Genomic DNA, 25,852 nt, shown 5'->3' with positions numbered 1-25,852 from the left:
TTAATAAAATATGAGTGATGAACAGTTATGAGTGATAATATTCAAACGGTAACGGTGCTCAGCAAAACCACATGGACGCCAAATTTATTTAGCTTTACCGTCAGCCGTCCTGATAGTTTTAAGTTTACTGCCGGACAGTTTGTGCGCTTGGGTGTCAATCCGAGTCAATTAAAATATTACCAACAGGTTGAGGCAAGTGATGAAGCATTGAATGAAGATATCTTTCGAGCGTATTCGATTGTGTCTTCGCCATTCGATGAGGTGCTAGAGTTTTTCTCTATTGTGATTCCTGATGGTGCCTTTACCTCACAGCTGCAACATCTACAAGTGGGCGATGAGTTACTGCTTAATACCATGCCATTTGGATTCTTAACGTTAGCGCGTTATCAAAAACCATTGCCAAAGGATTTGTGGCTGCTCGCGACAGGGACTGGTCTTGCACCGTTTTTGTCGATGCTACAAGACCTAAAGACATGGGAAGATTACGAGCGTATCGTGCTAGCCTATAGCGCACGCTCGACGGATGAGCTTGCGTACGTTGAGCAAATCGAGCGCTTGCAAGACGATTTTGGCTCGCTGGTTGATAATCCTGCAAAGCTGATTTTCATTCCTATCGTCACCCGAGAGACTGTCGACGGCGCGTTATCAGAGCGTCTGCCAAAGCTGTTATTAGAAGGCAAGTTGCAAGCGCGTGCGGGTATCGATTTGGATGTCGATACGACGCATGTCATGCTATGTGGTAACCCAGATATGGTGGATGATACCAAAGAGGCGTTGAAGACACTAGGATTGGTGATGAATCGACGCGGTGAGGGTAATATCGCTGTTGAGAACTATTGGTAGGGGCAGCTAACGATTGTCTTATTTAATAAAAAACGCTGCATCTATCAGGCTAACAACCTGTGAGATGTAGCGTTTTTTTGGAGACATCGTTTATGGATCGTTATTCTTGGCTGGGTTCGGTGGCATCGTCTACAGGGTTGATAGGGCCTTGCATCAATTGCGGCTCATCATCGTCGCTAATGATATCTTCGTTATTGCTTGAGGCCAATAAGTCACGATAGTTAATCTGCGCCTTCAAAACCATTTGCTCTTCTTCAAGCTTTCCATAGTTGACCTGTACTTTATACAACGTACTCATGATCTTTTTGTTGTTTTTTAGCCAGCGGTTAATATCGAGGTAAATCACTTCATCTTTTGGGCGAGCAATATTGACGTAGGAGAGAATAAAGCCCAATGGGTCTTTTTTGAGGACGCTATGATAAAACCAAATAGCAAGCTTGATCCCTTGGCGCTTAACAAAAGACTCGCAGCGTAGATTTAATATATCGGTATACGTCTGCTGACCAAACACAAAACGTTGAACATTACGATCGAGCTGCACATGTATCAAACTAAAGTTACTGGCCACTTCGGCGTAAATACCGCCAGCATCAACCGTACAGTATAAGCGAAACCAGTCATCATGCATTTCAACGCGCAGCTCTAGTATGGCTTTTACATTATCCGTCACAAAGCTTTGTAGCGCCTCGTTGACGTATTTTTGTGCGACTGGTAGGGATATCTCATCTTCGAGTTTGTCTGTCGTTTTATGATAGATGTCTTTAACCGATTGAGCGATACGCTCCCAACCACTATCAAGTGATTCGTCAAAACGATAGCCGATGTTCTCAAAGAACTCGTCAAAACTGTCTGAATTATTCACGTTATCAAAGTCGCTCAAACTTATTATCCTTATAATTATAGGGCTTAGCACCAGCGTTTTAAAACAGTATATAACAAATACCGTGGCTTCAAAATGGACACATGCGTTTTATGATAATTCATTTGATATTATAAAGACGATACCTGTTTTATAACATTTTTAGTGATAGGGATTTGTTTTAAGTAGATGAAAGGTTGTAAACACTGACTGATTAGCGCCATCTCTCGACACTATCGGTTGGGCTAGCGACATAGTTTTATGTCATGTTATGATAGCGCCGACATATATCGTGCATATCACTACATGCTCATTCATAAACCATACGCCTTACCTATCAGCTGAGACCCATTGTGGCCTATATCAAAGACTCACAGAGCTACCATTTTTCGGCGCAGCCTCCCAAGCGTGATGTGAGCTTACCTGTAGCGATTGTCATTGCGGTCGCCATACACGTATTGATTATTTTTGGCATCAGCTTTTCGATGGGTAAAGACCCGGCTGCTATGATGCAGGATGTGGCAAAGGTGCTCACCGATAATATGCAGCCAAACGAAGACGCGCATTTTATTGCCAACGCCTCACAAGAAGGCGGCGGTACCATAGAGGAGCGACTAAGACAAGAGAATGACCAAGTGAGTCCATTGTCTGCTGAGCAAATGAGTGAGACACAAGACGTCATCAATCTACAGCGCCAAGTGCGACAGCAGCGCTACCAAGAGAGCTATCTGCGCACCACGCTAAGCTGGCGTCAGGCGAGCGTAGAGTCGGATAATGATAGCAAACAAGCACAAGATGACATCATGGCACAAGAAGCGCGTCTGCGTAAGCAAATCGCTACTTTAGAAGCGCAATTGTCTCAACGTCAGCAAGTCTATGCGACCAAATCCAAAGTGGTCACTATGGATAGTAACTCGACCACGCGCGGGGCAGCAGCTGACTATATCAATACCTTCCGTGAGCATGTCGAGCGTGTCGGCAATCTGCATTATCCTGTGCAAGCACGGGCGCAAGGCATTACGGGTGAAGTGCGGCTCATGGTCATCATTAGTAATAATGGCAATATCAAAGCCATTCGTCTGCTAGAAAGCTCAAATTCGACGATACTGGATGAGGCCGCAAAACAGTCAGTACGACAAGCAGCACCTTTTGGACAATTTACCAAAGAGATGAGTGATATTGTCGAGTTACGACTGATACGTACTTATCGCTATAGCGACGAAGTGAATGTCACCTACTAACGCCACAAAACGAAAACTACAAAACTAAAGCGATAAAAAATCAGTGACACGATAAATAAACATAGAATATCAACGAATACGTCATAATATTTGACGACAATAATTAAGATTAATCGGCAATTAAGATTAATCGACACCCAAATTTATAACACACCGCTATCGAGTAAAGAGTTAGTATGGAATTTTTAGGTTTTACAGTAGATGTTGCAACGCTCACCAGCAATGCATTAGAGATAGTCATCAAGGTGGCTTTGGCAATACTTATATTTATCGTTGGGCGCTGGCTTGCCAAAAAAGCCGTCGACTTTTTTGGCCGTCTCATGGCGCGTAGTCATTTAGATGAAACAGTCTCTGGCTTTTTAAGCCGTCTGTTGTATGGCGTGCTATTGGTTGTCGTAGTCTTAGCCGCACTTAGCAAAGTTGGCGTACAGACCACCTCGGTCGTTGCTATCTTGGGCGGTGCCGCGGTTGCAGTTGGTTTGTCACTAAAGGATCAATTATCAAATTTTGCCGCTGGCATTATGATCGTGACTTTTCGCCCATTTGTACGCGGTGATTATGTGCAGATCAGCAGCTATACGGGTACAGTGACCGAGATTACCTTGGTCAACACGCATCTAACGACCATTAACAATCATGACATCATTATTCCTAACAGCGACATCACAACCTCAGCGGTGGTCAACTATACAGCACTACCCAATCGCCGCGTCGATATCACCGTGGGCATTGGCTATGATGCAGATATCAAAACGGCCAAAGATCTGATGCTGAGCCTCGCCAGAAATAACCCGTTGTCTTTCACCGATCCTGAGCCTATTGTACGAGTGACCAATCTTGGTGACAATTCAGTTGATTTGACATTGAACGTGTGGACAACCAATGCTGATTGGTGGACCATGCAGTGCCAGTTACTTGAGCAGTTCAAACACGCATTGGATGATGAGAATATTGAGATTCCATTCCCGCAGCGCAGTATCCATGTCAAAGGTTTGGATCAAATGATCAATCAAATGGGTCAAGCACAAAAGCTGCCGACCACTAAAGATTGATTGAGACCGAATCAAAGATAAGGGTTTGGTAGGTTTAGGCCTGCCAAAATCTCAATCTCAAAGCGCTCCATCTCATCTTGCTCGGCCTCTCCGAGCTCATGATCAAAACCCAGTAGGTGCAGCACGCCATGTATCAGTAAATGACTGATGTGCTGCACCACGGTTTTGTCTTGCTCTTGTGCCTCACGTACCATGACCTCATGACAGATAATAAGCTCACCAAGAGACAGTGTTGGCATTAGTCCGATGATGGCGACAGGCAACTCACTTGGATAAGACAAAATATTGGTCGCATAGTCCTTACCGCGTGCCTCTAAATTGAGGGCTTGGCCTTCGATTTCATCTGTAATATATATATCCAAGGTTTTAGGTTTTTCTTGCCACAGCTCAGAACCGATATCTGCAAAGTAGGGTAGTGTCAGCCCTTCATTGATGCGCGCGTTCATATAATCTAAAGTTGCCATCATGACAGATAATAGATACTTACGATCATAAAACGTATCAAGCGTCTCATCATCGATACTATCGGCTGCATTAATATCTAGTGCTACCAAGCTGTCATCGTCATTAGTGGCGCTATGATCTTGGTGGCTATTATTACTGTCAAATTGGTTCATATCGTTGTCCTGTTTTATTATAAATGGGCGTGTTTAGTTGGCTATACTCAATCTAGACCATGCCTCACCCAAGTAGTGCTAAACCTAAGCAATCTCTGCCAAGAAAAAACCGGACTACTTTAGTAATCCGGTTTTTCTATGCAATATAAATCTTTATAGTAAATTGTTCTAGCGTTATTATAGTTGATTCAATTTAAGAGCGGTACAAGGCAACCGAGTGCAGATGTATATGTCATACTTCAATCGAGGTTAACGCTGTAACGCTTTTATAGTGGATTGACTATATTATAGTTTGGCAGCAGCATTAGCCACAGCTTGTCTACGTTCTTGTTCTTTGATACGTTCAAACTTACGTTTTTCTTCTAGAGCCATTTGCTCTTCATCGTATACGTCATACGCTTCAACGATTTGTTGTACCAACTGATGGCGTACCACGTCTTTTGAATCAAATTTGGTGATATGAATCTCTTCGATGTCTTTTAAGATCTCCATCGCCTGCGCGAGACCTGACTTATGACCGCGCGGCAAATCGACCTGCGTGATGTCACCAGTAATCACAGCCCGTGAGCCAAAGCCCAAACGTGTCAAAAACATTTTCATCTGTTCAGGCGTGGTGTTCTGTGCTTCATCCAAAATGACAAAGGAGTTATTGAGCGTACGACCACGCATATACGCAAGTGGGGCGATTTCGATGATTTGTTTTTCGATCATCTTGCCAACTTTCTCAAAACCTATCATCTCATAGAGGGCGTCATACAATGGACGCAAGTAAGGATCAATTTTTTGCGTCAAATCACCAGGCAAGAAGCCTAGTTTTTCGCCAGCTTCTACAGCTGGACGTACGAGCAAGATACGCTCAATCTCGTTACGCTCTAGCATATCGACTGCACAAGCGACCGCAAGATAGGTTTTACCAGTACCAGCAGGGCCAATACCAAACGACACATCAGAGCTTAAGACGTTTTTTACATAGCGCTGCTGGTTGCCACCGCGCGGTATGATGCGACCTTTGCGCGTACGCAGACTGACGGGCGTAAACTCATTGGCCTCATCTGATTCTGCATCCTCGATATCATCATCCTGCTCATCGTTGTCCATATCCTCATCACGCGAGATGCTAGATTGAATAATCAGATGCAGCTCTTCTGCGCTGATATCCTTGGTGTTTTGGGCTTCATCGACCATCTTGTAGATGATACGTTCACCGCGCTCGACAGCGGTCACATCGCCACTTAAGCAAAAATCGCCTTGGCGTTGCATGATTTTGATATCGAGGCGTTCTTGGATGTATTTCATGTGATTGTTATATTCGCCAAGTACGGTTTTGAGCTGTGCTGGCGTTAGGGATTCGAACTTTATACGGCGGCTCATGGTATCAGTCAAGCGATTATCCTTGTATTGTATGCCCGGCGCTGTGATTTCATTTTGATAGCGTCACGGGTGTCAGAGATAAAGTAGTTAGTAGCGTTATATGGGTGTCGAGTAGTTATAGTGGATACTAAAAATAACGGTAATATTATTGTTGGTTTTGTGGAAGATAATAAATAAAAGTCTTGCCTTCATTATGGTAGAGAATTTTTAAAATTCAAGCGATACATTGAGCAGATAGCGTTGTTTTTGTATGTCGATTGCAATCAACACACAGGCCTACTCTAAATCGAGTCAACAGCATGTCTATTAAGTTCATTTATCAGTTAGATAACATCATTAGTGAAAAGTAACGCTCGCATTGAAATATTGATAAGTTAAGTTTTTACTGATTTTACTAATATAAACCTTGCTTGCGACGAGGATGGACGAACGATTTGTCTACGGTTAAGAGCGCAGCATGATAGGCAATTTGTGGTAATCTATGAGCGATATTACAGCACTCAATCGCTAAAGACGTGTCTGCCCAACAATTATAATAGGAACAACAACGATGCAAGAGACAGGTTCACCTTTATCCAATTCTAAAAGCCTACCTGAAAGAAGAGAAGCAGTCACCGACCAGCAAGTGCTTATCGTCGGTGGCGGTCATGTCGGTTTGTCTTTTGCCTTACTACTGGCGCATCACGGCATTGCTAGCACGCTATTAGAAAAAAACCGTTATCCAACCATCAGTCCGACCGATGACCGTACGCGCAGTCATTATTTGGACAGTCGTAACACAGCGCTATCGCGGCGTACGGTACAGATCTATCAAGAGATTGGATTGTGGGATGAATTGCAAAGCCATGCGTGCCGAATTGATAGCGTGCAAATTAGTGAGCAAGGTAGCTTTGGGCGCGCGCAACTGAACAAAGTCGAAGAGAAAGTAGAATCCTTTGGACAAGTCATTGAAAACGCGTGGCTCGGGCGTAAGCTCTTATTAGCCGCGCAGCAGTCGCCACTTATTACCTTGATTGATAATGCCAGTGTCAACGCCGTTGCCCAACAAGTGGATGGCGTGATGCTGAGCTTTAGCAACGATGACGCAGCAGAAAACGAGCAACAGCTACAAGCCAGCGTGTTAGTCGCTTGTGATGGGCGCGATTCTACGGTACGTCAGTTGTTAAATATCGGCACCACAACCTATGACTATCAGCAAACCGCTATCGTTGGTGTGGTAGAGACCGATAGACCGCATGAGCATGTAGCGATTGAGCGTTTTAGCCCAGCAGGGCCGCTAGCTGTGCTGCCACTGACAGATCCAGAGGGCGACGGCAATGATAAATATCAACACGGTTATAGACGATCTGTGGTTTGGGTCTGTCCAACAGGTGAAGAAACCAAATATCTAGAAGACGACGCGCAGTTCTTGCAGACGCTACAGCAAGCGTTTGGACAACGCGCGGGCACGTTTGTCGCCGCTGGTCGCCGCGGCGCGTATCCGTTATCGCGTGTGCTAGCAGATAAGCAGGTCGAGGGTCGCTGCGTTATCATGGGCAATGCCGCTCATACTTTGCATCCTGTCGCGGGTCAAGGCTTTAATCTTTGTATGCGAGATGCTCATGTATTGGCGCAAATGATGAGCGCACAAGTGCTCAAAGGCGAAGACATCGGTAATGCACAATTACTAAAGCGCTATGAGAAAGCGCGTCAAACGGATCAAAAGCGGGTGATTCGATTCTGTGATGCCGTGGTACATGGCTTTACCCATCCTAATCCCGCCATTAAGCTGGCACGAAATATGGCATTACTGGCCTTTGATAAATTGCCAAATATCAAGCCATTGGTGGCGACCTACGCGATGGGTTTAAAGTCATAGCGCTATAGTTAATCCTCTTTAAAAGAGTGACAGCGTTAACCTCGCTTGCAGTATTGCCTATACATCTGCACTCGGTTGCCTTGTCTCTCTTTTAAACTGAATCAACTATATGTAATTGAGATTGATAATAAGCATTCTAATATTGAGCAATATTGAGAGACACCTTATGAAAAACAATCATACGCTGATTATCGGTGGCGGTATCGTTGGCGCGACGCTCGCGCTAAAGCTGGTGCAGAACAAAATGCCAGTGACCTTGGTTGATGCCCGTCCTGCCCGTGACGAGTCTGCGTGGCAAGCGGTGCTGGGCAAACGTGACGCGCGTGTCTATGCGCTTAGTTTGGCGAGTATTAATTTGCTTACAGAGGTTGGCGCGTGGCAACACATTACCGCATCCAAGCGTAAAGCCGACTATTCGCAAATGCAGGTATGGCAGTTGAACGGCATGGGCGAGCTATTATTTGGTGACAGTCATGACCAAAGCGCTGCGCCTGAGATACTCGGTAGTATGGTGGAGCCAGCCGTTATTGAGCACGCCTTATGGCAGCGTTTGCATAAAGCGGATGTCAGCGACTATCTGACCGTTATCGCTGGGCATAAAGTGGTCAATATGGACTGGCTAGGTGCACAGCAAGGTTACCGTGTGACCTTGGATGATGGGACAGCGATTGATGCGCGTCTGTTGGTTGGTGCTGATGGGCGTGGCTCATTTGTCCGTCAACAAGCAGGCATTGGACTTGATACGCTCGATTATAATCAAACCGCGATTTGCTGTGCGATTCAAACAGAGAAACCACATCAAGCGACTGCTCGTCAAGCCATGTTGCCAACGGGGACGCTAGCGCTCTTGCCGCTAGCGGATATTACTGATGACGATAAGGCAAATCCACAACATTGGCAATCTATCGTATGGACCTTGCCGCCCAATCAGGCATTGGCATTGATAGAGGAAGACGACCGCTTTATCGCAGATAAACTCGCAGCGGCAAGTCATTACGAGCTGGGTGCTATAAAGCAGATTGAGTCCATCGCCAGTTTTCCTTTAGCAGCACAACAAGCAAAAAACTACGTCGCTGATAACTTGGTACTCATCGGTGATGCCGCCCATGGCGTGCATCCGCTAGCAGGCCAAGGGTTGAACCTCGGTATGCTAGATGTAAAAGTGTTGTGTGAGCAGTTGATGCATGACTTTACCCGTAGTGGCGGCACGCTGTGGGGCAGTAATCAAACGCTGCGTCATTATGAGCGCTCGCGTCGTCCGCATAATAGCCTGATGATGCACAGCTTTTCGGCACTGAATTGGTTGTTTGCAGGGTCGCTTGCTCAAGTGCGCCCCGTGCAGCAAATTCGTAATGAAGCCATGTACCGCGTCGGCAAAATCAAACCGTTGATGCGCTTGTTTGCAAAGCAGGCGAGTGGAATTTAGGGACAATAGCTTAAGGATGAGTAGCTTATGAATATTAAATCATTGAATATAGTGACGGTTGCTATAAGCACTTTATTGTTAATAGGCTGTCAAACCACAACCAGTGCGCCACCTAGCGATATACCTCAGATTGATAATATTGTTACTTTGATACCGGATATTCCTGATTCAGATGGCGATGGCGTACTTGATGATATAGACGAGTGTCCTGAAACGCCACCTAGCGTAGTGGTTGATGCTAAAGGCTGTCTTATAGAGGTCTATACCAGTGGGCTTGAAATGGAATTTAACGGCTTTTTCCCGCCAATGAGCAGTCAATTACCTGCTATTTATAATGAAGATTTTATAACTATGGTAAAAAGTCTCAATGAGTATCCAAAAGCTAATGTTTTTATTTTTGGTCATGTAGCAGCAAATGAAATTAATCAAGACTCTTTAGCGCGCAATCGGGCGCTTATCGTCAAGAATACTTTAGCATCGCAGCATGGAATTGATGCTAAGCGTATGCGTACTTATGATTGCTCAAATAATATTTTTGTTGAAAATACAGATAATATAGATCGTAACTTTAAAGCGCTTAATAATGAAAGTATTGAGTCAAAACACAGCCGAGTAACCTTAAAGGCCAGCAGTTCAGTACAGGACTTAACGAATCTTGAATATGACTATTATATAGAAATATATGGTGAGTACGCTAAGTACTGTGAGCTCTTCGAATAATAACGACTGATTTTCATCAACCTTTAAAAGTTAACCTTATCCCAACGCCGAAAAAAATACCATCAGCACTGGCGAGACAATATTAATCAAAAAGCCAAAACTAATCGCCAGTGGCACCACTTTTAGACCGCCAGATTGTTGAATAATAGGCAAGGTAAAGTCTAAGCTCGTTGCGCCGCCAAGCCCCACCGCAGCCGAAGGATATTTGCGCATAAATACAGGAATGAATAGCAGCGCAAAAAATTCCCGTATCAAATCATTAAATAGCGCGACACTGCCCCATACCGCGCCGTAAGCATCGGTCATGACAATCGCGGATAGCGAATACCAACCAAACCCCGACGCCATTGCCAAGCCTTTCGTCCACGACACATCGGTAAATAGTAAGGCAAACACAAGCCCACCAACCAACACCGATAGCGTAAAAATGACGCTCATCTCGACGCCGCGCTTGTTGAGCATGACTTCTTTTAGTGTAATGCCTGAGCCTTTTAAGCCAATACCGACCAACAAGATCAAAATCATCAGCATGACCGTCATAGAGTTTTCAGGCGGCATATAGTCAGCAGGCAAGAAGTAGCCAATCACCATCCCAATTACCACGCAGACGACCTGTAATAGGCTACCTCGAATACTGACACGATGCTCTTTAGATTTGACGCTTGGTTTTTTGGCATGCCACGGTCGTACATGATCAAAAACCATCAGTGCAAACAATCCTGTGCCTATCGTCAATATGGATAAGACAGTCACGTACAGTGCAATTTCGCCAACTTGGTTACCCAGCCCTTCTACCTGTGATAGCTCAATACCGATCAGTGCCAAGATAAGATAGACCAAATAAGACAAGCCCGTATCAGCAAGTTTGGTCAAGGTCGGATTAGACGGAATGGCAAAGCCAATAAACATTGGCATCAAGACCAAAACGAGGGTAATTAGGCTTTGCATGGTGGTCAGCTCGCAGCGATTTTAACAAGATATTTTAGGAAGCTTGCGATTGTACCATAACCCTGAGCGAATACTAAAAACCCACTAGGTAGCCTACATTGATTGATATTTTGTGAGCTGATAGGACTTACGACAAGTTAATCAATCTCTGCTATTGGCTGACTTTTTCTAGGACGTTGATGTGTACACTGCTCCGTTAAGCAATCAACGTTTTCCACATATTATTTAGCGTTTTCGATATATTTATAGATTGAGCAGCAGAGATATGTTGCTGATATGGCTCACGCTGCGGCTCAACCACACTTGCCCGAGGTATATCCGATAGCTTTGGATAATCATGGCGATAATGCCCACCGCGACTCTCCATACGCTGATAAGCAGACTGAATAATTAAGGTCGCTAAAGCAAGCTGTCTGGTTAATTGAAAATATGCCAGCTCATGTATGTTCGTGGGGCTGTCATTTTTAATGATATTTTGTTGTCCAAGCTCAGTACTGGCAAGCGAAACTTGCCACTTTTGTATTTGGGTTAATGCTTGTTCTAATTGTCCCGCGCTACGGGTGATACCCATGTTAGTGGTCATGAGCACTTTTAGTGCGGCAGTGATTTTGGTCATGTCCGCCTCAGCGCCAGATAGCTTGTCATCCTTATCATCATTGTCATATTCGGACGCTGTAAATAACGTATCAGTCAAAATAATTGACTGCGCATCTGTGAGCGTAGGCACTGACCAAGATTCAATGACGGATTGATTTATGTCACGATAAGCATCATTATTCATCTTCTCTGCGTTTGCTAAACGGGTGACATACTGAGGCAAATGGTCTGCGATATTACGACCAACCACCACACACTCCAACAGCGAGTTACTTGCTAAGCGGTTCGCCCCATGTAGCCCTGTATAAGCGACTTCACCAGCCGCATAAAGTCCTGGTACATCCGTCAATCCATTGGCATCAGTCACCACACCGCCACAACTATAATGCGCAGTCGGGGCAACTGGAATAGGGTCTGTCGTGATATCAATCCCGAGCGTTAATAGCGTTTGGTAAATCTGCGGGAAATGCGCTTTTACAAAGTCAGCAGGCAAGTGACTGACATCAAGATGCACGTAGCCAAGCCCATTGTTATCAATCTGCGCGGCTATCGCCCGAGCGACGATATCTCGCGGTGCCAATTCAGCACGTGCGTCCACGTCCAACATAAAGCGGACACCCGTCTTTGGACAATATAACCGTCCCCCTTCACCGCGCAGTGCCTCAGATATCAAAAAGCTGCTGTCATCTAGCGCTAAGCCTGTTGGGTGAAACTGAATGAACTCCAAGTTTGCCAAGCGGCAGCCTGCTTGCCATGCCATCATCACGCCATCACCGACGCAGACGTTAGGCGCGCTGGCACGCTTGAATAATTGACCCAATCCGCCACTAGCCAGTACCACTGCACGACTATGAAAGGTAAGCGGGCGCCCATTGATATGATCAAAAACAAGCGCCCCTCGGCAATACTTAGCATCGCTATTATTTGTAAAAAAAGGCTGACTGCTCGCTATAGGCAGTGTCAGTAACTCAAGCGCTTCATGATAAGGCAAAATAGTGATATTGGTAGCAGCTTGCGCTTTGATGGTTAATGCGTCCATCACGTGTCGACCCGTCGCATCGTCCGCATGGGCGACGCGTCTACAGCCGTGACCGCCTTCTTTTGTTAAATGCAAGTCGCTAGTCTGTAACTGAGAAAATTCCTGTGCGCTTGTATTATCCAAAGCGTTAGGTGAGTTCTGCGTAAAAGGGACACCTTGCGCGCATAGCCACTGAACCGCTTGCTGTCCTGCACCCAAGATACTGGCAGTATTATCGGGTGTGCAAAGCCCGGCACCAGCCACTAAGGTATCAGCAACATGGTCAGACACAGAGTCATCTTTGTCTAGACTAGCGGCAATGCCACCTTGAGCATAGTGACTTGAGCAAACCTCAAGTGCCGCTTTACTCAAAACCGTGATATTCAGTGACTTCGGTAGCGATAACGCTGTACTCAAGCCTGCCAGTCCAGCGCCAATGATAAGGACGTCAGTGTTGACAATATGGCTCATGCGACTACTCCTACAGTTATCAGGAATACAGTTATCAGGGATGGTGGTACGGGTTTGATTGGCTGAGTGCGGCTGACTCATGCTAGGCTGCCCCAACATTGGCAAACAATGCACGGTCTTGAACGATATCGCCACTGGCGGCCACACGTTGCTTTTGCGATTCAGCAAAATCAAGCATACGTTGTAAGGGTTTTCTAGCGGCGGCGGCAAGCTCAGGCGTCATTAGTACCTCACCGCTGTTATTGGTCAAGCATTGCTCGATACCTTTTAGGCCATTCATCGCCATCCAAGGACAAAAGGCACAGCTCTTACAGCTCGCACTTTCACCAGCGGTAGGCGCTGCCAAAAAGCGTTTGTTCGGTGAGCGTTTTTGCATTTCATGCAATATGCCTAGGTCAGTTGCAACGATAAAGGTGTCAGCATCCATCTCATACGTTGATTGCAACAGTTTACTGGTTGAGCCAACAACATCAGCAAGTGCCACCACGCTATCGGGCGACTCAGGATGTACCAAGACCTTGGCTTCTGGATGTTCGGCTTTTAATTGCAGCAATTCAGTGGCTTTAAACTCATTATGCACGAGGCAAGACCCTTGCCAAAGCAGCATATCTGCACCCGTCTCACGAGCGATGTATTTGCCCAAATGACGGTCAGGCCCCCAGATGATCGGCTCACCTTGTGCATGCAAATGACGGACGATATCGATACCGACCGATGATGTCACAACCCAGTCAGCGCGGGCTTTTACCGCGGCGCTGGTATTGGCATAAACGACCACGGTACGCTCAGGATGGGCATCACAAAATGCGGAAAACTCGTCAGCAGGGCAACCCAAATCGAGCGAACATTCCGCCTCCAAATCTGGCATGAGCACGGTTTTTTCCATACTTAAAATCTTTGCTGATTCGCCCATAAAGCGTACACCAGCGACGACTAGGGTCTGGGCGCTATGGGCTTGTCCAAACCGAGCCATCTCAAGCGAGTCACCGACGCAGCCACCTGTCGCAAGTGCTAAGTCTTGGATAAAAGGATCGACATAGTAGTGTGCCACTAGTACCGCGTTATTGTCTTTTAAGAGTTTTTTGATGTTTTCTTCAACCACGAGTCGTTCAGCACGAGGCAAGTCTGCTGGCATTTTTGCTCTGGCATATTCGATGTTCATCTGAGTGGCGATGCGATTGTCGGTACTCATGATGGGTGCGTCGTAAGGATAACTTTTCATAATGGCAACCTCTGTTGGCGCTATAGTGATAAATGGTGTGCTAAAACAAGATGTTTGGTTAAATAAATTTAATTGGTCTTTAATTATGCTCATTTTGAGTATAAATACAAGTGTTTTTTATAGGTTTACTGATTTATTTCCTCTGTTGTCATCATTTATTCTTAGTTATGTGATAGAGATTCTCTAGCATGTCTCTGCACCATCTTTCTTTGATAGTAGAAGGACCATTTTGATGTTGTCTGATTACAACGCCAGACTATGATATTTCAAGATTCACGTTATACTGTTTTAGATTTGAGGCGTACTATCACTATCAGCCTTGAGAACCCTTTTATGCCATTTTAAAGAGACAGGATAATCCCCAAAACTATGACGTTGTCTTATTCACATGCGCACCAGCAAGGTAGCGGCACAACAGAAGTGATCGCTGTATTGGTCGCGATTACCGATCATATCGCTCGTGTCCTAACCGTTGACCAAGGCAAACTGTTGCCAAATGGGCCGCTTATGCCATTACATCGCTCGCTACAGGCAGGCGTGCGTCAATGGGTAGAAGAGCAGACGCAGCAGCCGCTTGGGTATTTGGAGCAGCTATATACCTTTGTTGATACCAACAGACGTAATGTTGATGGTCATGCATTGGTGTACGTCAGCTACCTTGGTTTGGTACAAGAAACTCAAATGCAGGCATTGCAAAGCCAAGCGCTATGGCGAAATTGGTATGATTATTTCCCGTGGGAAAATCATTTGGATGGTATGCCCAGTATTATTACCGACTTTATCGTTCCTATGCTTTTAGAGTGGGCAGATACCGCCGAAGACTCTATTGCCCGGCAGCGCAGGCGTCAACGTATTGGTTTGTGCTGGGGACTTAGCGAAGAGTTTTTGACAGATAGCGAGTTCATAGAAACTGAACCAGTTGGCGATAAGGCTGATGAAAGCAGAGAATGGATCGCAGAGCATGTGCTGCTGCGCTACGAGATGCTGTATGAAGCAGGACTGATACCAGAAGCGCCCAATTATCCGCCTAATTACCAAACGGTTCAATTGCCAAGCGACTGGTCTCAGCGTATCGGCATACCGATGTATTACGATCATCGCCGCGTGATTGCCACCGCTATCTCCAGACTACGCGCCAAGATTGAATATCGACCGCTTATCTTTGGGTTGATGCCAGATGTGTTTACTTTATCCCAATTGCAGCAAAGTGTTGAGGCCTTATCAGGCATACGCTTGCACAAACAAAACTTTCGCCGTTTGCTGGAATCTCAGAATCTTGTGATGGAGACAGGAGAGAGTAGTAGTGCTCAGCGTGGTCGCCCCGCCAAACTCTATCGTTTTCGCCATGATATCGAGCTACAAAGCTTATTGATGGACAGCAAACTTCCTAAGCGTAAATAATTGCTACTAACAAATACAGCTAGGTCAATTTCATATAGAAATCGACTTGCTCAATAAAAACTTTTTCACCTTCCCTTGCAGGAGCGTCAACTTTACGCTATATTTATGCTCATTTTGAGTTTAAATATTTAGAAGTTTTTATTCATATTACGCCTACATAAGGGTCAAACATGACAATTGAAAAAGAGCCAGTATTGGATGACGTATTGCTTAAACCTTTGGTAGAAGATGCGCTAGCGGAAGATTTGGGCAGGCGTGGTGATGTCACCTCGCAAGCCACTATCCCAGCAGATATGCAAGCCCAGCTACAAATTAAGGCACGACAATCAGGTGTGATATGCGGTATGGATTTGGCGCGGTTGTCTTTTGCCTTAGTTGATGCAAGCATTGAGTTTGTGGCTCAAGTGCAGGATGGCGAAACAGTCGCTGCTGGTGCCGTATTGGCTACTGTAAAAGGTAATGCACGCCATCTGCTAACAGCAGAACGTACAGCATTAAACTTCATGACGCATCTTAGCGGTATTGCGACTGCGACCCGCCAGATCGTCGATAGCGTGGCGCAATATCCGGCGCAGATTACTTGTACGCGTAAAACCATCCCAGGTCTGCGTATTGTACAAAAATACGCGGTACGCTGCGGTGGCGGTCGCAATCACCGTTTGGGACTGGATGATGCGATTTTAATCAAAGACAATCATATCGCTATTGCCGGTGATATAAAGACGGCTATCGAGCAAGCGCAACACTTTGCTGGGCATCTGATTCCGATTGAGGTTGAAGTCGATACACTAGAGCAATTAGAGCAGGCGCTAGAGGCGGGTGTGAGTTTGGTATTGCTAGACAATATGTCGCCAGAAATCTTATCGCAAGCGGTTGCTATGTGTAAAGGTCGCGCAAAGACTGAAGCATCCGGTGGTATTACGCCTGAAACGGTACGAGCCGCCGCCAGTACAGGGGTTGATTTTATCGCGATGGGCTACCTAACGCACAGTACTACCGCTTTGGATATTGGCTTAGATTTTAGTGCATAGGCCATCAATTATTTCAGCTTTATCTGAGTCATAGCTTTTATATTAGCTGGATTTTTCGCCAAGATGACATAGAAGGGTAACCGAGCAAAGTTAATGATTTAACTCGCTTATCTGCCTATGTTACAATGCTATTATGAATTGCCTATTGGGTCATCGTCGCACTCGCACGATGGCCTTCTCTTTTTGCACCAGTGGTATCAATAGACAAGCGAGCGCTCAGTGAATACTGAAATTATCAAGATAATCCTAGCCTTTATGGTATTGATCAATCCATTTAGCGCATTGACGTTGTTCTTGGATTTGACTCGCGGCTATTCGATGAGAAATCGACGTAAGGTGGCACGCGTTGCCTGTCTGACCATTTTTATCACCATTAGCTTTTTTACGGTGGCAGGTGAGACGCTACTAAAGGCACTAGGTATTTCTATTGGCTCGTTTCAGCTGGCTGGTGGTATATTGGTGTTCTTGATTTCACTGAATATGATGAACGGTGAAGGCAACCCTGTTAAGCCTGATCAAGAGAACTTCGATGTCGACCACGTGCAAGATGCACCGCCGACGATGGCCTCAGCAGTGGTCCCCATTGCGATACCAATGATGATTGGACCAGGTGGTATTTCTACCGTTATTATCTATTCATCGCAAGTCTCAGGCATTTTGCAGGTATCTGCCATCATCATTGCTGGTCTCTTCATTAGTCTATTTTGCTACCTGGCATTGATGGCTGCTGGTCGTATCAGCCGCTTGCTCGGTGATACTGGTCTGAATATTATGAGCCGAATCATGGGTATGCTATTAGCAGCCGTGTCTATCGAGATTATCGTTAGCGGTCTGCGTACGCTGTTTCCTGCTTTAATCTAAGCTATTTATTCTGTGTCTAATATTGAGCACTTAAAATCCTAATAATTGAATTGAGAGGCCTTATCAGATAGCTGATAATGGCATCTTAGTTTAACTAGATTTAATGCCTAATGTTGTATTTAGCTTTGGTATAAATGCCAAGCCAAATACAACATCAGTAGTCCTACCAGCGCATCGAGTATGTTCCATGCTTTTGGCTTTCCAAATAACGGCCTCAGTAAGCGTGCACCGTAACCGAGTGCAAAAAAGAAAAAGAATGAGGCGCTAATTGCCCCAATGGCAAAGGTAAGCTTACTACTTGCGCCTGTTGAAACCATCCCAACGAGTACCAATGTATCTAAGTAGACATGTGGATTTAGCCACGTAAAGCCAAAGCAGAGCAGCAGCGCTTTTTTTAACCTACTCACCACTTGTCCCTCGACCGTCAGCGCATGAGATACGCGTACGCTGGCATACAGACTCTGTAAGCCGTAACCTAATAAAAATAAAACGCCTGCTATTTTTGCGATATCTATCACATGCGGATAGCGTGCGGTGACCGCACCAAATCCGCCAACGCCCGCTGATATCAAAAGCGCGTCGCTCACCGCGCAAAACAGACAAACAAAAAATATGTGCTCACGTTTGAGGCCTTGTTTGAGTACAAAGGCATTTTGTGAGCCAATGGCGATGATGAGCGATAACCCAAGCAAAAAACCAGAGATATAATCGGAAGTATTCATAACAAGGCGCTTAGCATTTAGGAAGTGAGCGGAGAGAGTAGGAATGTTGACACTTTGCGTACTGGCAGGTCGGCAAAAACCTGTTAAGATACGCTATTGAATGAACGTATGCAATACGAGCACAACGTGTGTGTACTGGATGAGGGGCAGAGCAAGTTATGGTCGTTAGTTTGACAAGAATGCTAAAGTCATTTGGGCAAGCGCAAGATGACCTACCAACGCTAGCTGCCAACAATGCGCAGGAGATGGGTGTTAACCATAATTTAAATGACAATAGTGATAATGTCGATATCCATCATAATAATGACGGCACTCAATCAAATCACGAGCGTGCTGCATTAACGCCACCTGAGCGGGTAGACCGTATACGTGATGCATTGGCGCAAGTAAATGATATTCACTCATCAACCCCGCTGACTGATCGCTATTTGTCCAATCGTGCGCACATGCGCCCGACCAATAGACCACCTTTTGACCCCGATACCTTGTGGTATCTCAAACATGGACGTTGTCCGATTATGACTGAGCTTGTTGATGTGGTCGATGAGGCCACCCTAAATGCGATGCCTATCGAAGCCGTTGCGATATTAGATCGTATCAATGGTAAGCTAAAACGCTATCGTGAGTGGAGTAGTGAGCTAAACGAGCAACAGCAGCAGCAACATAATGAGCGTCAGTTTGTCATTGACAAGCTGGTGTCCGAAAGTATCCCAGAAGCGCTACATCATTACGAGCAGTTGCAGCGCTTTAGTCCGCATCGCACCAAAAACAATATGGCTCAGGGAAAAATGACCGCAGGTGATATGCTGACCGATTTGTTTTTAGAAATTGATTATGAGCTTGATGAGCTATTAGATGAGCTGCATCAAACCGTTTTAAATCGTCTTGCCTCAACCCATCGTTACGTCAAGAGCCGCACGCAAAGCTAGCGTATTTTATAAAATAAAAGATTATCCAAAAACACAACAGACTCAATGTATAACAATATAAGGCTTTCATAGAGCCTTATTTTTTTGTTTAATAAAAGCAGTGCTAAGCAATAAAGTTGACGATACTAAAACCGCATAGTTTAAAATACTGATTAAAATAATAAGAAATTTGCCAAACTATTCTGTCAAATAATAAGGAAAACCTGATGACCCAAGTGACTGCTATGTTAGTGATGTTTGTATTATACGGAGTGCTGCCGGCCGCTGGGTTATATCTGGGGTATCGTGGTATCAAAAAAGTGACCGCGCCCAAAATGCTGGAATATACTGCCATGCCGCAACTGGGCTATATACCAGAAAAGAGCCTACCCGTTGAAGTCAAATCAGCACTTGAGCAACTCAATCGAAAAGGCAAAAAACTCCGCTTGATCTATGGTGATACCAATAATGACGGTAAAATTGATGATAAAGACACTGTCACTGAAACTTATATTATGATCCAAAATCTGATGGACCGACACATTCCGCAAGCTGTGGCAGACTATCGCCGCTTGCATGATTTAGATGTGGCAGATGGCGCGCGTGCTGATACCACCAAAATCAAACATTCAGATGTCACTGGCAAACAAGCATTGTTAGAAGTGCTTAAGACGATCAATACCCAGTTTGACGATTTACTCAATGCTTCATACCATCAAGATGGGCAAAAACTGCTCGCGACCAATCGCTATCTGCAAACGCGTTTTGATCAACCAAATATGGATTCAACAATGCAGCCGCTGAGTAATCTCAGTAAGGAAACAGAGGCTATTGAGTCACCTACTTTGAGTAGCACGGATGTGAAAAATCCAGTAGCAGAAGATATTAAACGCTAAGTGCCAACGATAAGTAGTCATACATAGAATTGAGTGATGAGTAGCGAGCAGTTATGAGTATATTAATAGGCATCGGTATTGTAACGACCGTCACGACTTTTTATCTAGGTAGAAAAGGCTGGCATGCATTGCACAAAGCGGTCGGTATTACTCCAGGTGTGCTTATATATCAAGATGATCATGCGCCATTGTCACTGGTTACGTTAAGTTGGGAACAGCTTAACTTGAATAAAAAGCACTTAAAAAGCTTGTCAGATCAGCAGCTACGGCAATTAAAGCGTATCGATAACAAAGTGAGTAGCTATCAAGCTTATCAGGCAGCATTACAAGCTCAACATAAAACACCTGCTATAACAGAAGCGCAGTTTGTATTGAACAAAATGCTGCAAACTCGGCTACCTGAAATGCTAGCCACTCACTACCAATTCACAAATATAAATGTCACTAATGAGAATAGTGAAAAGAGGTTAGAGGCTAGTGAGTTATTGCAAAGTGTTTTAGATAACATCGAACAGCGTTTGGATAGACTACTGGCACAAATGGACGAGGAACAGCTAAAAGAGCTGCGAGTCATGAAGCATTATATTAATAGCCACGACAGCTGAGCCGTTATTTTTATACTGAGTAACTGTGAGGCCTGTAAAAAAGACATAAAAAAAGCGGTCAATGATGCATAGTCATTGACCGCTTTTTTTATGTTTATTCTAAATCTATCAAAAACTTAGAATAATGTTAAATAAATTGAATTAGCGCTTATCATTGCGGTCACGACTATTACGCGTGCCGCGGTTGGCAGGGCTAGCACTGCTTTTAGGCTTCGCGCTGCTGTTGCGATTGTCATTACGAGTGTCCGTGCGACGCGCTTTAAGCGGCTTGTTTCTGATACGCTCTTGCTTTTTTTTAGCCGCACCATGTAGACCTGTGCCATAACGTGGGCGTAAGCTCACCAAATCGGTCAATGTATTGATCTCTTTTTTATCGAGTTCTAAGAAACGACCTGTACGTAACTCTTTTGGCAAGGCAATCGTACCGTAACGTGTACGCAATAGGCGGCTAACTTTCAGACCTTGTGACTCAAACAAGCGGCGTACTTCACGGTTACGACCTTCTTTGAGCTGAACGTGATACCATTTATTAACCCCTTCACCGCCGCCTTCTTTGATGTCGTCAAACTGCGCCATGCCGTCTTCTAACATGACACCAGCAGTCAAGTTGCGGGCGATATCAGGAGTAACTTCACCCAACACACGAACGGCATATTCACGCGTCACTTCGCTAGAGGGATGCATCAGGCGATGCGCCATCTCGCCATCATTGGTAAATAGTAGTAAGCCAGTTGAATTGATATCCAAACGTCCAACCATGACCCAACGATCATGAGTGAGCTTTGGCAAGCGCTCAAACACAGTCGGACGACCTTCTGGATCTTTGGCTGAGCAGACTTCGCCTTCTGGCTTGTAATAAGCGATCACTCGGCGACGCTTTTCATTTTCGGCAGTATATTTGATCTGACGACCATCCACACGTATTTCATCGCCTGGTGTGACACGGTCACCAATCGTTGCTGGACCGTTATTAACAGATACGCGACCTGCTTTAATCACTTCTTCCATTTGGCGACGTGAGCCAAGGCCCATACGAGCGAGTGCTTTTTGTAGTTTTTCATCTTTCATAATATATCCTTGAATCGGGTAGGTGTGTACATTTCTCAATGTAAAAAGTTAGATTGGCTATTTTACGCTACTTTGAACGACAAAGCAGTAGTCAGTGACTATAATATCTGCAAACTAGGGTAGATAAAAGTGAACAAAAATAATAACAATAGATGAAATTTTAACCAATTATGTTATTATGGCTTTTTTTATAGTATAAATGCCTTACTAAATTAGTAATATATCGTTGTTATCTATACTTTTTATCTGTCATCATGCTCTATAAAGGTCTTCATTATGCGCCAATCCTTTAAACTATTAAGCACCTCGGGCTTATTGCTCATGACTTTATGGTCTGCAGGATGCGCGACGACGACGATAAATTCAGGCTTACAAGCAGGTGATTTGCCGCCAGTAGGGGACTTCACTGCCGAGAATGGTTTACAGTTTAATATTCAGCCGCTTAATTTAGCGACCTTGCCGCCTCCGCAAGTCAGCCGTCCTACTAATGACATTTATCAGCTTATAGCGAGCTCCACTAAGAAACAGTATCGTATTTCAGAAGGTGATATTTTAAATATCATTATAAGCGGTTATACAGATGTTGCTGCCGGAGTGTCAGGGGAGGCAGGACATTCTGTTGATCAGCAAGGCTACATACAATTTCCTTTGATCGGTCGTATTAAAGCCGCTGGTCTTAGTGTACCTCAGTTTACTCAGAATTTAAAAACTCAATTACAGCGTTATCTAAAGTTCCCTGATCCTCAAGTCAGTGTTGCCGAGTATCGAGGCAACCGTTTTTTCATTGATGGTGAAGTTTCCAAGCCTGGTGAATATCCTATTGCTGATGCACCAGTATCTCTTTATAGTGCTATTTCTATGTCTGGTGGTGCGACGCCAACTGGCGACTCTAATAGCATCGTGCTCAATCGCAATGGCCGCAACTACAATATTGGCTTGCAAGATTTGCGTCAAATAGGCGCATCAGGTAATCAGATCTATATCCAAGACGGCGACTCTATTCATGTTAATAGCCAAGATCGAAACACTGTCTATGTCTTAGGCGAGTTTGGTCAAATTGAGCCGGTGCCTATCTTGGAGCAAGGACTGAGCTTAGCGCAAGTCTTAGGCAGATCTAAAGGTCTGAACTCTGCTACTGCTAATGCGGCCAAAGTATATGTAGTCCGTGACAATCCAAACTATCAGCGTACCAATATTTATTATGCTGATATGCAAAATCTGACTAGCCTCGCACTGGCCAATCGCTTCGAGATGCAGCCTAATGATATTCTCTATGTGGATCCAACTGGCCTGACGCGTTGGAACCGTGTGATCAGTGCATTGCTTCCTTCAACCTTAGCAATTAGAAGCGTTTCAAGCTTATAGGTGGCAAATATTATGGCATTTGATAATATTTTGGTGGTTTGCGTAGGCAATATTTGTCGCAGTCCTATAGCAGAGGCACTACTAAAAGATCAGTTCCCACATAAGCACATTGATTCTGCAGGTCTTGGAGCATTAGTTGGTAATCCAGTGGATCCAAAATCACAAGCAGTAATGGACCCATACGATATCGATATGTCGAATCATATCGCAAAGCAGATAAATGAAAAGCTGGTTATGAATGCAGATCTTATATTTACTATGTCAGATGGCCAAACCAAATGGATAGAGGAGCGGTGGCCACATTGCCGTGGCAAGACCTTTAAGATAGGGCATTGGATTAATAAAGAAATTGCTGACCCTTATAGACATGACATATCATTATTTGAGATAGCCAGGCAAGATATTGTCAACAGTCTCACGCCTTGGGCCGATAAAATTAGTTGAACGAAAAAACTAACTGATTGGTATCAGATAATTAACCTAATACGATGAATATATAGTTATGACCCTAGATTCAGATAATCTATCGAAACCTTCTGCAGAATCAAATAATGATATAGACATACTAGCCATTATATTTTCAATATTACGCGGCTGGAAGACAATATTGTTTCTTGCGTTACTAGGTTTGTTAATAGGCGTGCTTTATAGTCGTTATGAAACGACTATTTTTAAATCGGATGCTTTGATACAGATCGAATCCTCTTCTGGAGGCGTCTCGGCATTGGGGTCAAGTATTTCTGATTTGGTAGCTACAGAATCTAGTCTTGCGCAAACAGAAGCTGAGCTGATTAAGTCACGTATGGTGCTAAGGCCTGTGGTAGATATACTCAATTTATCTATTCGCTTAAATGATCCGACAGTTGATGCAATAGATAAAATCAGAACCAATCGCATTGATAGTCAAGAGAATATGCCTGAGGGTGTATTCCTTGCTACTAGTGATGGGAATGCCCAAGTCAGTCAGTTTGAGGTATCAGAAGACTATCTAGACAAGTCATTTACTTTAGTCGGTTCAAGTCAAGGCTTTACAATAACCAATGGACTCGACACGTTTAAAGGTCGATTAAATACGCCACATCGTTTTAACGGAATAGATGGTTTTATTGAAATTACGGTTGATAACTTACCAGCTAATGAACGTCCTATCAGTATTACCAAGCAGTCACTACAAAACACAACAGATGCAATAAAAGGTGCTTTGACCGTATCAGAACTCGGCGCCAAGACAGGTATTATTCAGTTATCTATGATCGGCCCTAATCAAGAGCAGGTCAGTCGTATTTTACGTCAGATTATTTTATCTTACATTGATCAAAATAATTCTCGCGGTTCGGAAGAAGCGACTAGAACAATTGCATTTATGGAAACTCAAATTCCAGAGTTGAAACAGACGCTTGAAGCGTCTGAAAAAGCATTTAATGCTTTTCGTACTGAGAACGGTACTATCGATATCGGACAAGAATCAAGCATACTGTTAGCAGAAAATGCCCGAATTGATAGTCAACTCAGTGAGCTTAGACTCAAAAAAGCTGACTTGACAACTTACTATACAGAAGAACACCCTCTAGTCATTCAAATTGATGATCAGATAGCAGAGTTACAAAGCCGCATACAAGTTATCGATAACCGGATTGAAGGCTTACCCGAAGTACAGCGCGAGTTTTTAAAATTGTCAGAAGATGTGAATATTAATAGAGAAATATATTTGAACTTGCTAAAAAACTACCAGCAGCTACAAATTGCTCAGGCAGGACAGGTTGGGTTTGCACGTATCATTGATCTACCGATTAATACCTATCGCGCGATTGCACCCAAGAAATCACTTATTATATTGCTGGCAACGCTCACTGGTCTACTACTTGGTATCATGCTCGTACTACTAAAAAATCTACTGAAAAATGTGGTCAAAGATCCTGAACGCCTTGAATCAAAAACAGGCGTCCCTGTCATTGCAACAGTGCCGCGCTCTCCGCTACTAACTAGAATTGGTAAAAATAGCAAATCTGCTAATCGGCTATTGGCCTACAGCGATAGCAACAGTTTGAGTTATGAGGCAATCAAGAGCTTAAGAACGAGTTTGATGTTCGGTATGCCGTCGGTCAGTAAAACAGGAAATCGTGCCAAAATTATTTTAATAACTGGTGAAAGTCCTGGTGTGGGTAAATCCTTTATATCATCGAACTTATCTGAAGTGTTTGCTCAGTTGAACAAAAAAGTGTTGATTATTGATGCAGATATGCGTTTGGGTGAGCTACACAAAACATTTAATATGACACAAGACAATGGTCTTGCAGACTACTTCCAGCAAGACGGTCATTCAATAGTAGATATCGTTCATCCTACGACATTAGACAATGTAGACTTTATACCTAGAGGTAAGCAGCCTCACAATCCTGCTTCGCTACTATCGAGCGACAAGTTCAGTTCACTAATGACTGAGCTTAATACACATTATGATTATATTATTATAGACACACCACCAGTACTAGCAGCGTCAGATGCTATGATCATATCGCAATATGCGGACAAAGTGCTGATGGTCACTAGGTACGATAAGTCTATAGAGGGTCAATTAGTCTATGCGGTCAAACAGCTAAACAAAGCTAATGTTCAGGTCGATGGTATTGTTTTGAATGAAGTTAAACAAGGTCTGACTAGTAAATACAGCTATCACTACAGTTATGCTTATGGCAATGACAAGTAATCACTGCTGGGCGAACTGCATAATAGATACTATCTTATTAACAAA

23 protein-coding genes are annotated in these 25,852 nt (G+C 44.3%); 15 read left to right on the top strand and 8 right to left on the bottom strand.

Annotation, left to right across the window (positions count from 1 at the left end; all coding sequences use genetic code 11):
* Positions 1-27: 27 nt before the first annotated feature.
* Positions 28-843, top strand: a complete 816-nt coding sequence (locus BLR43_RS09270; RefSeq protein WP_093070694.1) for a ferredoxin--NADP reductase — start codon at positions 28-30, stop codon at positions 841-843.
* 100 nt (positions 844-943) lie between these two features.
* Here the strand turns inward: BLR43_RS09270 and BLR43_RS09265 are convergent, their stop codons facing one another.
* Positions 944-1,723, bottom strand: coding sequence for a hypothetical protein (locus BLR43_RS09265; protein ID WP_227674292.1), 780 nt, complete (start codon positions 1,721-1,723; stop codon positions 944-946).
* A 332-nt stretch (positions 1,724-2,055) separates the two neighbouring features.
* Between BLR43_RS09265 and BLR43_RS09260 the strand changes: the two genes are divergently transcribed.
* Both BLR43_RS09260 and BLR43_RS09255 read left to right on the top strand, forming a co-directional pair.
* On the top strand, positions 2,056-2,943 hold the full coding sequence (locus BLR43_RS09260) for an energy transducer TonB (protein ID WP_167669401.1): 888 nt from the start codon (positions 2,056-2,058) through the stop codon (positions 2,941-2,943).
* 176 nt (positions 2,944-3,119) lie between these two features.
* Entirely contained in the window at positions 3,120-3,995 is an 876-nt protein-coding gene (locus BLR43_RS09255) for a mechanosensitive ion channel family protein (protein WP_071003298.1), read from the top strand.
* Positions 3,996-4,006: 11 nt separating this feature from the next.
* Here the strand turns inward: BLR43_RS09255 and ybeY are convergent, their stop codons facing one another.
* Positions 4,007-4,612, bottom strand: coding sequence for an rRNA maturation RNase YbeY (gene ybeY / locus BLR43_RS09250; protein WP_093070691.1), 606 nt, complete (start codon positions 4,610-4,612; stop codon positions 4,007-4,009).
* Between the two features lie 285 nt (positions 4,613-4,897).
* Positions 4,898-5,983 (bottom strand): PhoH family protein, encoded by a 1,086-nt coding sequence (locus tag BLR43_RS09245; protein WP_093070745.1) that lies wholly within the window; start codon positions 5,981-5,983, stop codon positions 4,898-4,900.
* Between the two features lie 550 nt (positions 5,984-6,533).
* On the opposite strand from BLR43_RS09245, the gene BLR43_RS09240 reads away from it, so the two are divergent.
* The 3 genes from BLR43_RS09240 to BLR43_RS09230 all read left to right on the top strand — a co-directional run bounded on the left by BLR43_RS09240 (position 6,534) and on the right by BLR43_RS09230 (position 9,987).
* Complete coding sequence (locus BLR43_RS09240) at positions 6,534-7,841, top strand: UbiH/UbiF/VisC/COQ6 family ubiquinone biosynthesis hydroxylase (protein ID WP_093070689.1); 1,308 nt, start codon at positions 6,534-6,536, stop codon at positions 7,839-7,841.
* 166 nt (positions 7,842-8,007) lie between these two features.
* Positions 8,008-9,267 carry an FAD-dependent monooxygenase gene (locus BLR43_RS09235; protein WP_093070686.1) on the top strand — a complete coding sequence of 420 codons (1,260 nt, stop codon included), beginning with the start codon at positions 8,008-8,010 and terminating at the stop codon, positions 9,265-9,267.
* A 27-nt stretch (positions 9,268-9,294) separates the two neighbouring features.
* Complete coding sequence (locus BLR43_RS09230) at positions 9,295-9,987, top strand: OmpA family protein (protein WP_093070684.1); 693 nt, start codon at positions 9,295-9,297, stop codon at positions 9,985-9,987.
* Positions 9,988-10,023: 36 nt separating this feature from the next.
* Here the strand turns inward: BLR43_RS09230 and BLR43_RS09225 are convergent, their stop codons facing one another.
* From BLR43_RS09225 to nadA, 3 genes are all read right to left on the bottom strand, one after another.
* Positions 10,024-10,935 (bottom strand): LysO family transporter, encoded by a 912-nt coding sequence (locus tag BLR43_RS09225; RefSeq protein WP_093070681.1) that lies wholly within the window; start codon positions 10,933-10,935, stop codon positions 10,024-10,026.
* 196 nt (positions 10,936-11,131) lie between these two features.
* Entirely contained in the window at positions 11,132-13,102 is a 1,971-nt protein-coding gene (gene nadB, locus BLR43_RS09220) for an L-aspartate oxidase (protein WP_227674290.1), read from the bottom strand.
* A 1-nt stretch (position 13,103) separates the two neighbouring features.
* Positions 13,104-14,243 (bottom strand): quinolinate synthase NadA, encoded by a 1,140-nt coding sequence (gene nadA / locus BLR43_RS09215; RefSeq protein ID WP_071003308.1) that lies wholly within the window; start codon positions 14,241-14,243, stop codon positions 13,104-13,106.
* 369 nt (positions 14,244-14,612) lie between these two features.
* Between nadA and BLR43_RS09205 the strand changes: the two genes are divergently transcribed.
* The 3 genes from BLR43_RS09205 to BLR43_RS09195 all read left to right on the top strand — a co-directional run bounded on the left by BLR43_RS09205 (position 14,613) and on the right by BLR43_RS09195 (position 17,536).
* Entirely contained in the window at positions 14,613-15,644 is a 1,032-nt protein-coding gene (locus BLR43_RS09205; RefSeq protein ID WP_093070673.1) for an NUDIX hydrolase, read from the top strand.
* Between the two features lie 170 nt (positions 15,645-15,814).
* Positions 15,815-16,675 carry a carboxylating nicotinate-nucleotide diphosphorylase gene (nadC, locus tag BLR43_RS09200; RefSeq protein ID WP_093070670.1) on the top strand — a complete coding sequence of 287 codons (861 nt, stop codon included), beginning with the start codon at positions 15,815-15,817 and terminating at the stop codon, positions 16,673-16,675.
* A gap of 219 nt (positions 16,676-16,894) precedes the next feature.
* On the top strand, positions 16,895-17,536 hold the full coding sequence (locus tag BLR43_RS09195; RefSeq protein ID WP_093070668.1) for a MarC family protein: 642 nt from the start codon (positions 16,895-16,897) through the stop codon (positions 17,534-17,536).
* A gap of 119 nt (positions 17,537-17,655) precedes the next feature.
* Here BLR43_RS09195 and BLR43_RS09190 read toward each other — a convergent pair whose 3' ends face one another.
* Entirely contained in the window at positions 17,656-18,258 is a 603-nt protein-coding gene (locus BLR43_RS09190) for a LysE/ArgO family amino acid transporter (RefSeq protein WP_093070665.1), read from the bottom strand.
* A gap of 179 nt (positions 18,259-18,437) precedes the next feature.
* On the opposite strand from BLR43_RS09190, the gene BLR43_RS09185 reads away from it, so the two are divergent.
* The 3 genes from BLR43_RS09185 to BLR43_RS09175 all read left to right on the top strand — a co-directional run bounded on the left by BLR43_RS09185 (position 18,438) and on the right by BLR43_RS09175 (position 20,667).
* Positions 18,438-19,187 carry a hypothetical protein gene (locus BLR43_RS09185; RefSeq protein ID WP_093070663.1) on the top strand — a complete coding sequence of 250 codons (750 nt, stop codon included), beginning with the start codon at positions 18,438-18,440 and terminating at the stop codon, positions 19,185-19,187.
* A 206-nt stretch (positions 19,188-19,393) separates the two neighbouring features.
* Positions 19,394-20,062, top strand: a complete 669-nt coding sequence (locus BLR43_RS09180) for a hypothetical protein (protein ID WP_071003319.1) — start codon at positions 19,394-19,396, stop codon at positions 20,060-20,062.
* Positions 20,063-20,115: 53 nt separating this feature from the next.
* Positions 20,116-20,667 carry a hypothetical protein gene (locus tag BLR43_RS09175; RefSeq protein WP_093070661.1) on the top strand — a complete coding sequence of 184 codons (552 nt, stop codon included), beginning with the start codon at positions 20,116-20,118 and terminating at the stop codon, positions 20,665-20,667.
* A gap of 141 nt (positions 20,668-20,808) precedes the next feature.
* On the opposite strand, the gene rluB is transcribed toward BLR43_RS09175, so the two are convergent.
* Positions 20,809-21,735: a 23S rRNA pseudouridine(2605) synthase RluB gene (gene rluB, locus BLR43_RS09170; RefSeq protein ID WP_093070658.1), complete on the bottom strand. Its 927-nt coding sequence runs from the start codon at positions 21,733-21,735 to the stop codon at positions 20,809-20,811.
* Positions 21,736-22,011: 276 nt separating this feature from the next.
* On the opposite strand from rluB, the gene BLR43_RS09165 reads away from it, so the two are divergent.
* From BLR43_RS09165 to BLR43_RS09155, 3 genes are read left to right on the top strand one after another with little or no spacing between them, the layout of a single operon-like run.
* Positions 22,012-23,100 carry a polysaccharide biosynthesis/export family protein gene (locus tag BLR43_RS09165; RefSeq protein ID WP_227674288.1) on the top strand — a complete coding sequence of 363 codons (1,089 nt, stop codon included), beginning with the start codon at positions 22,012-22,014 and terminating at the stop codon, positions 23,098-23,100.
* A 12-nt stretch (positions 23,101-23,112) separates the two neighbouring features.
* The gene (locus tag BLR43_RS09160) at positions 23,113-23,544 is read left to right on the top strand and encodes a low molecular weight protein-tyrosine-phosphatase (RefSeq protein ID WP_093070654.1); all 432 of its coding nucleotides are present in this window, start codon (positions 23,113-23,115) and stop codon (positions 23,542-23,544) included.
* Positions 23,545-23,602: 58 nt separating this feature from the next.
* A complete protein-coding gene (locus BLR43_RS09155; protein ID WP_093070652.1) occupies positions 23,603-25,807 on the top strand; it encodes a polysaccharide biosynthesis tyrosine autokinase in 2,205 nt (734 codons plus the stop codon).
* Positions 25,808-25,852 lie beyond the last annotated feature (45 nt).

This window comes from Psychrobacter pacificensis (assembly GCF_900101915.1).
In the GTDB taxonomy this organism is placed as follows: Bacteria; Pseudomonadota; Gammaproteobacteria; order Pseudomonadales; family Moraxellaceae; genus Psychrobacter; species Psychrobacter pacificensis.
The sequence above is the reverse complement of the archived record's forward strand: the minus strand, read 5'-3'. Positions and strand labels throughout refer to the sequence as shown.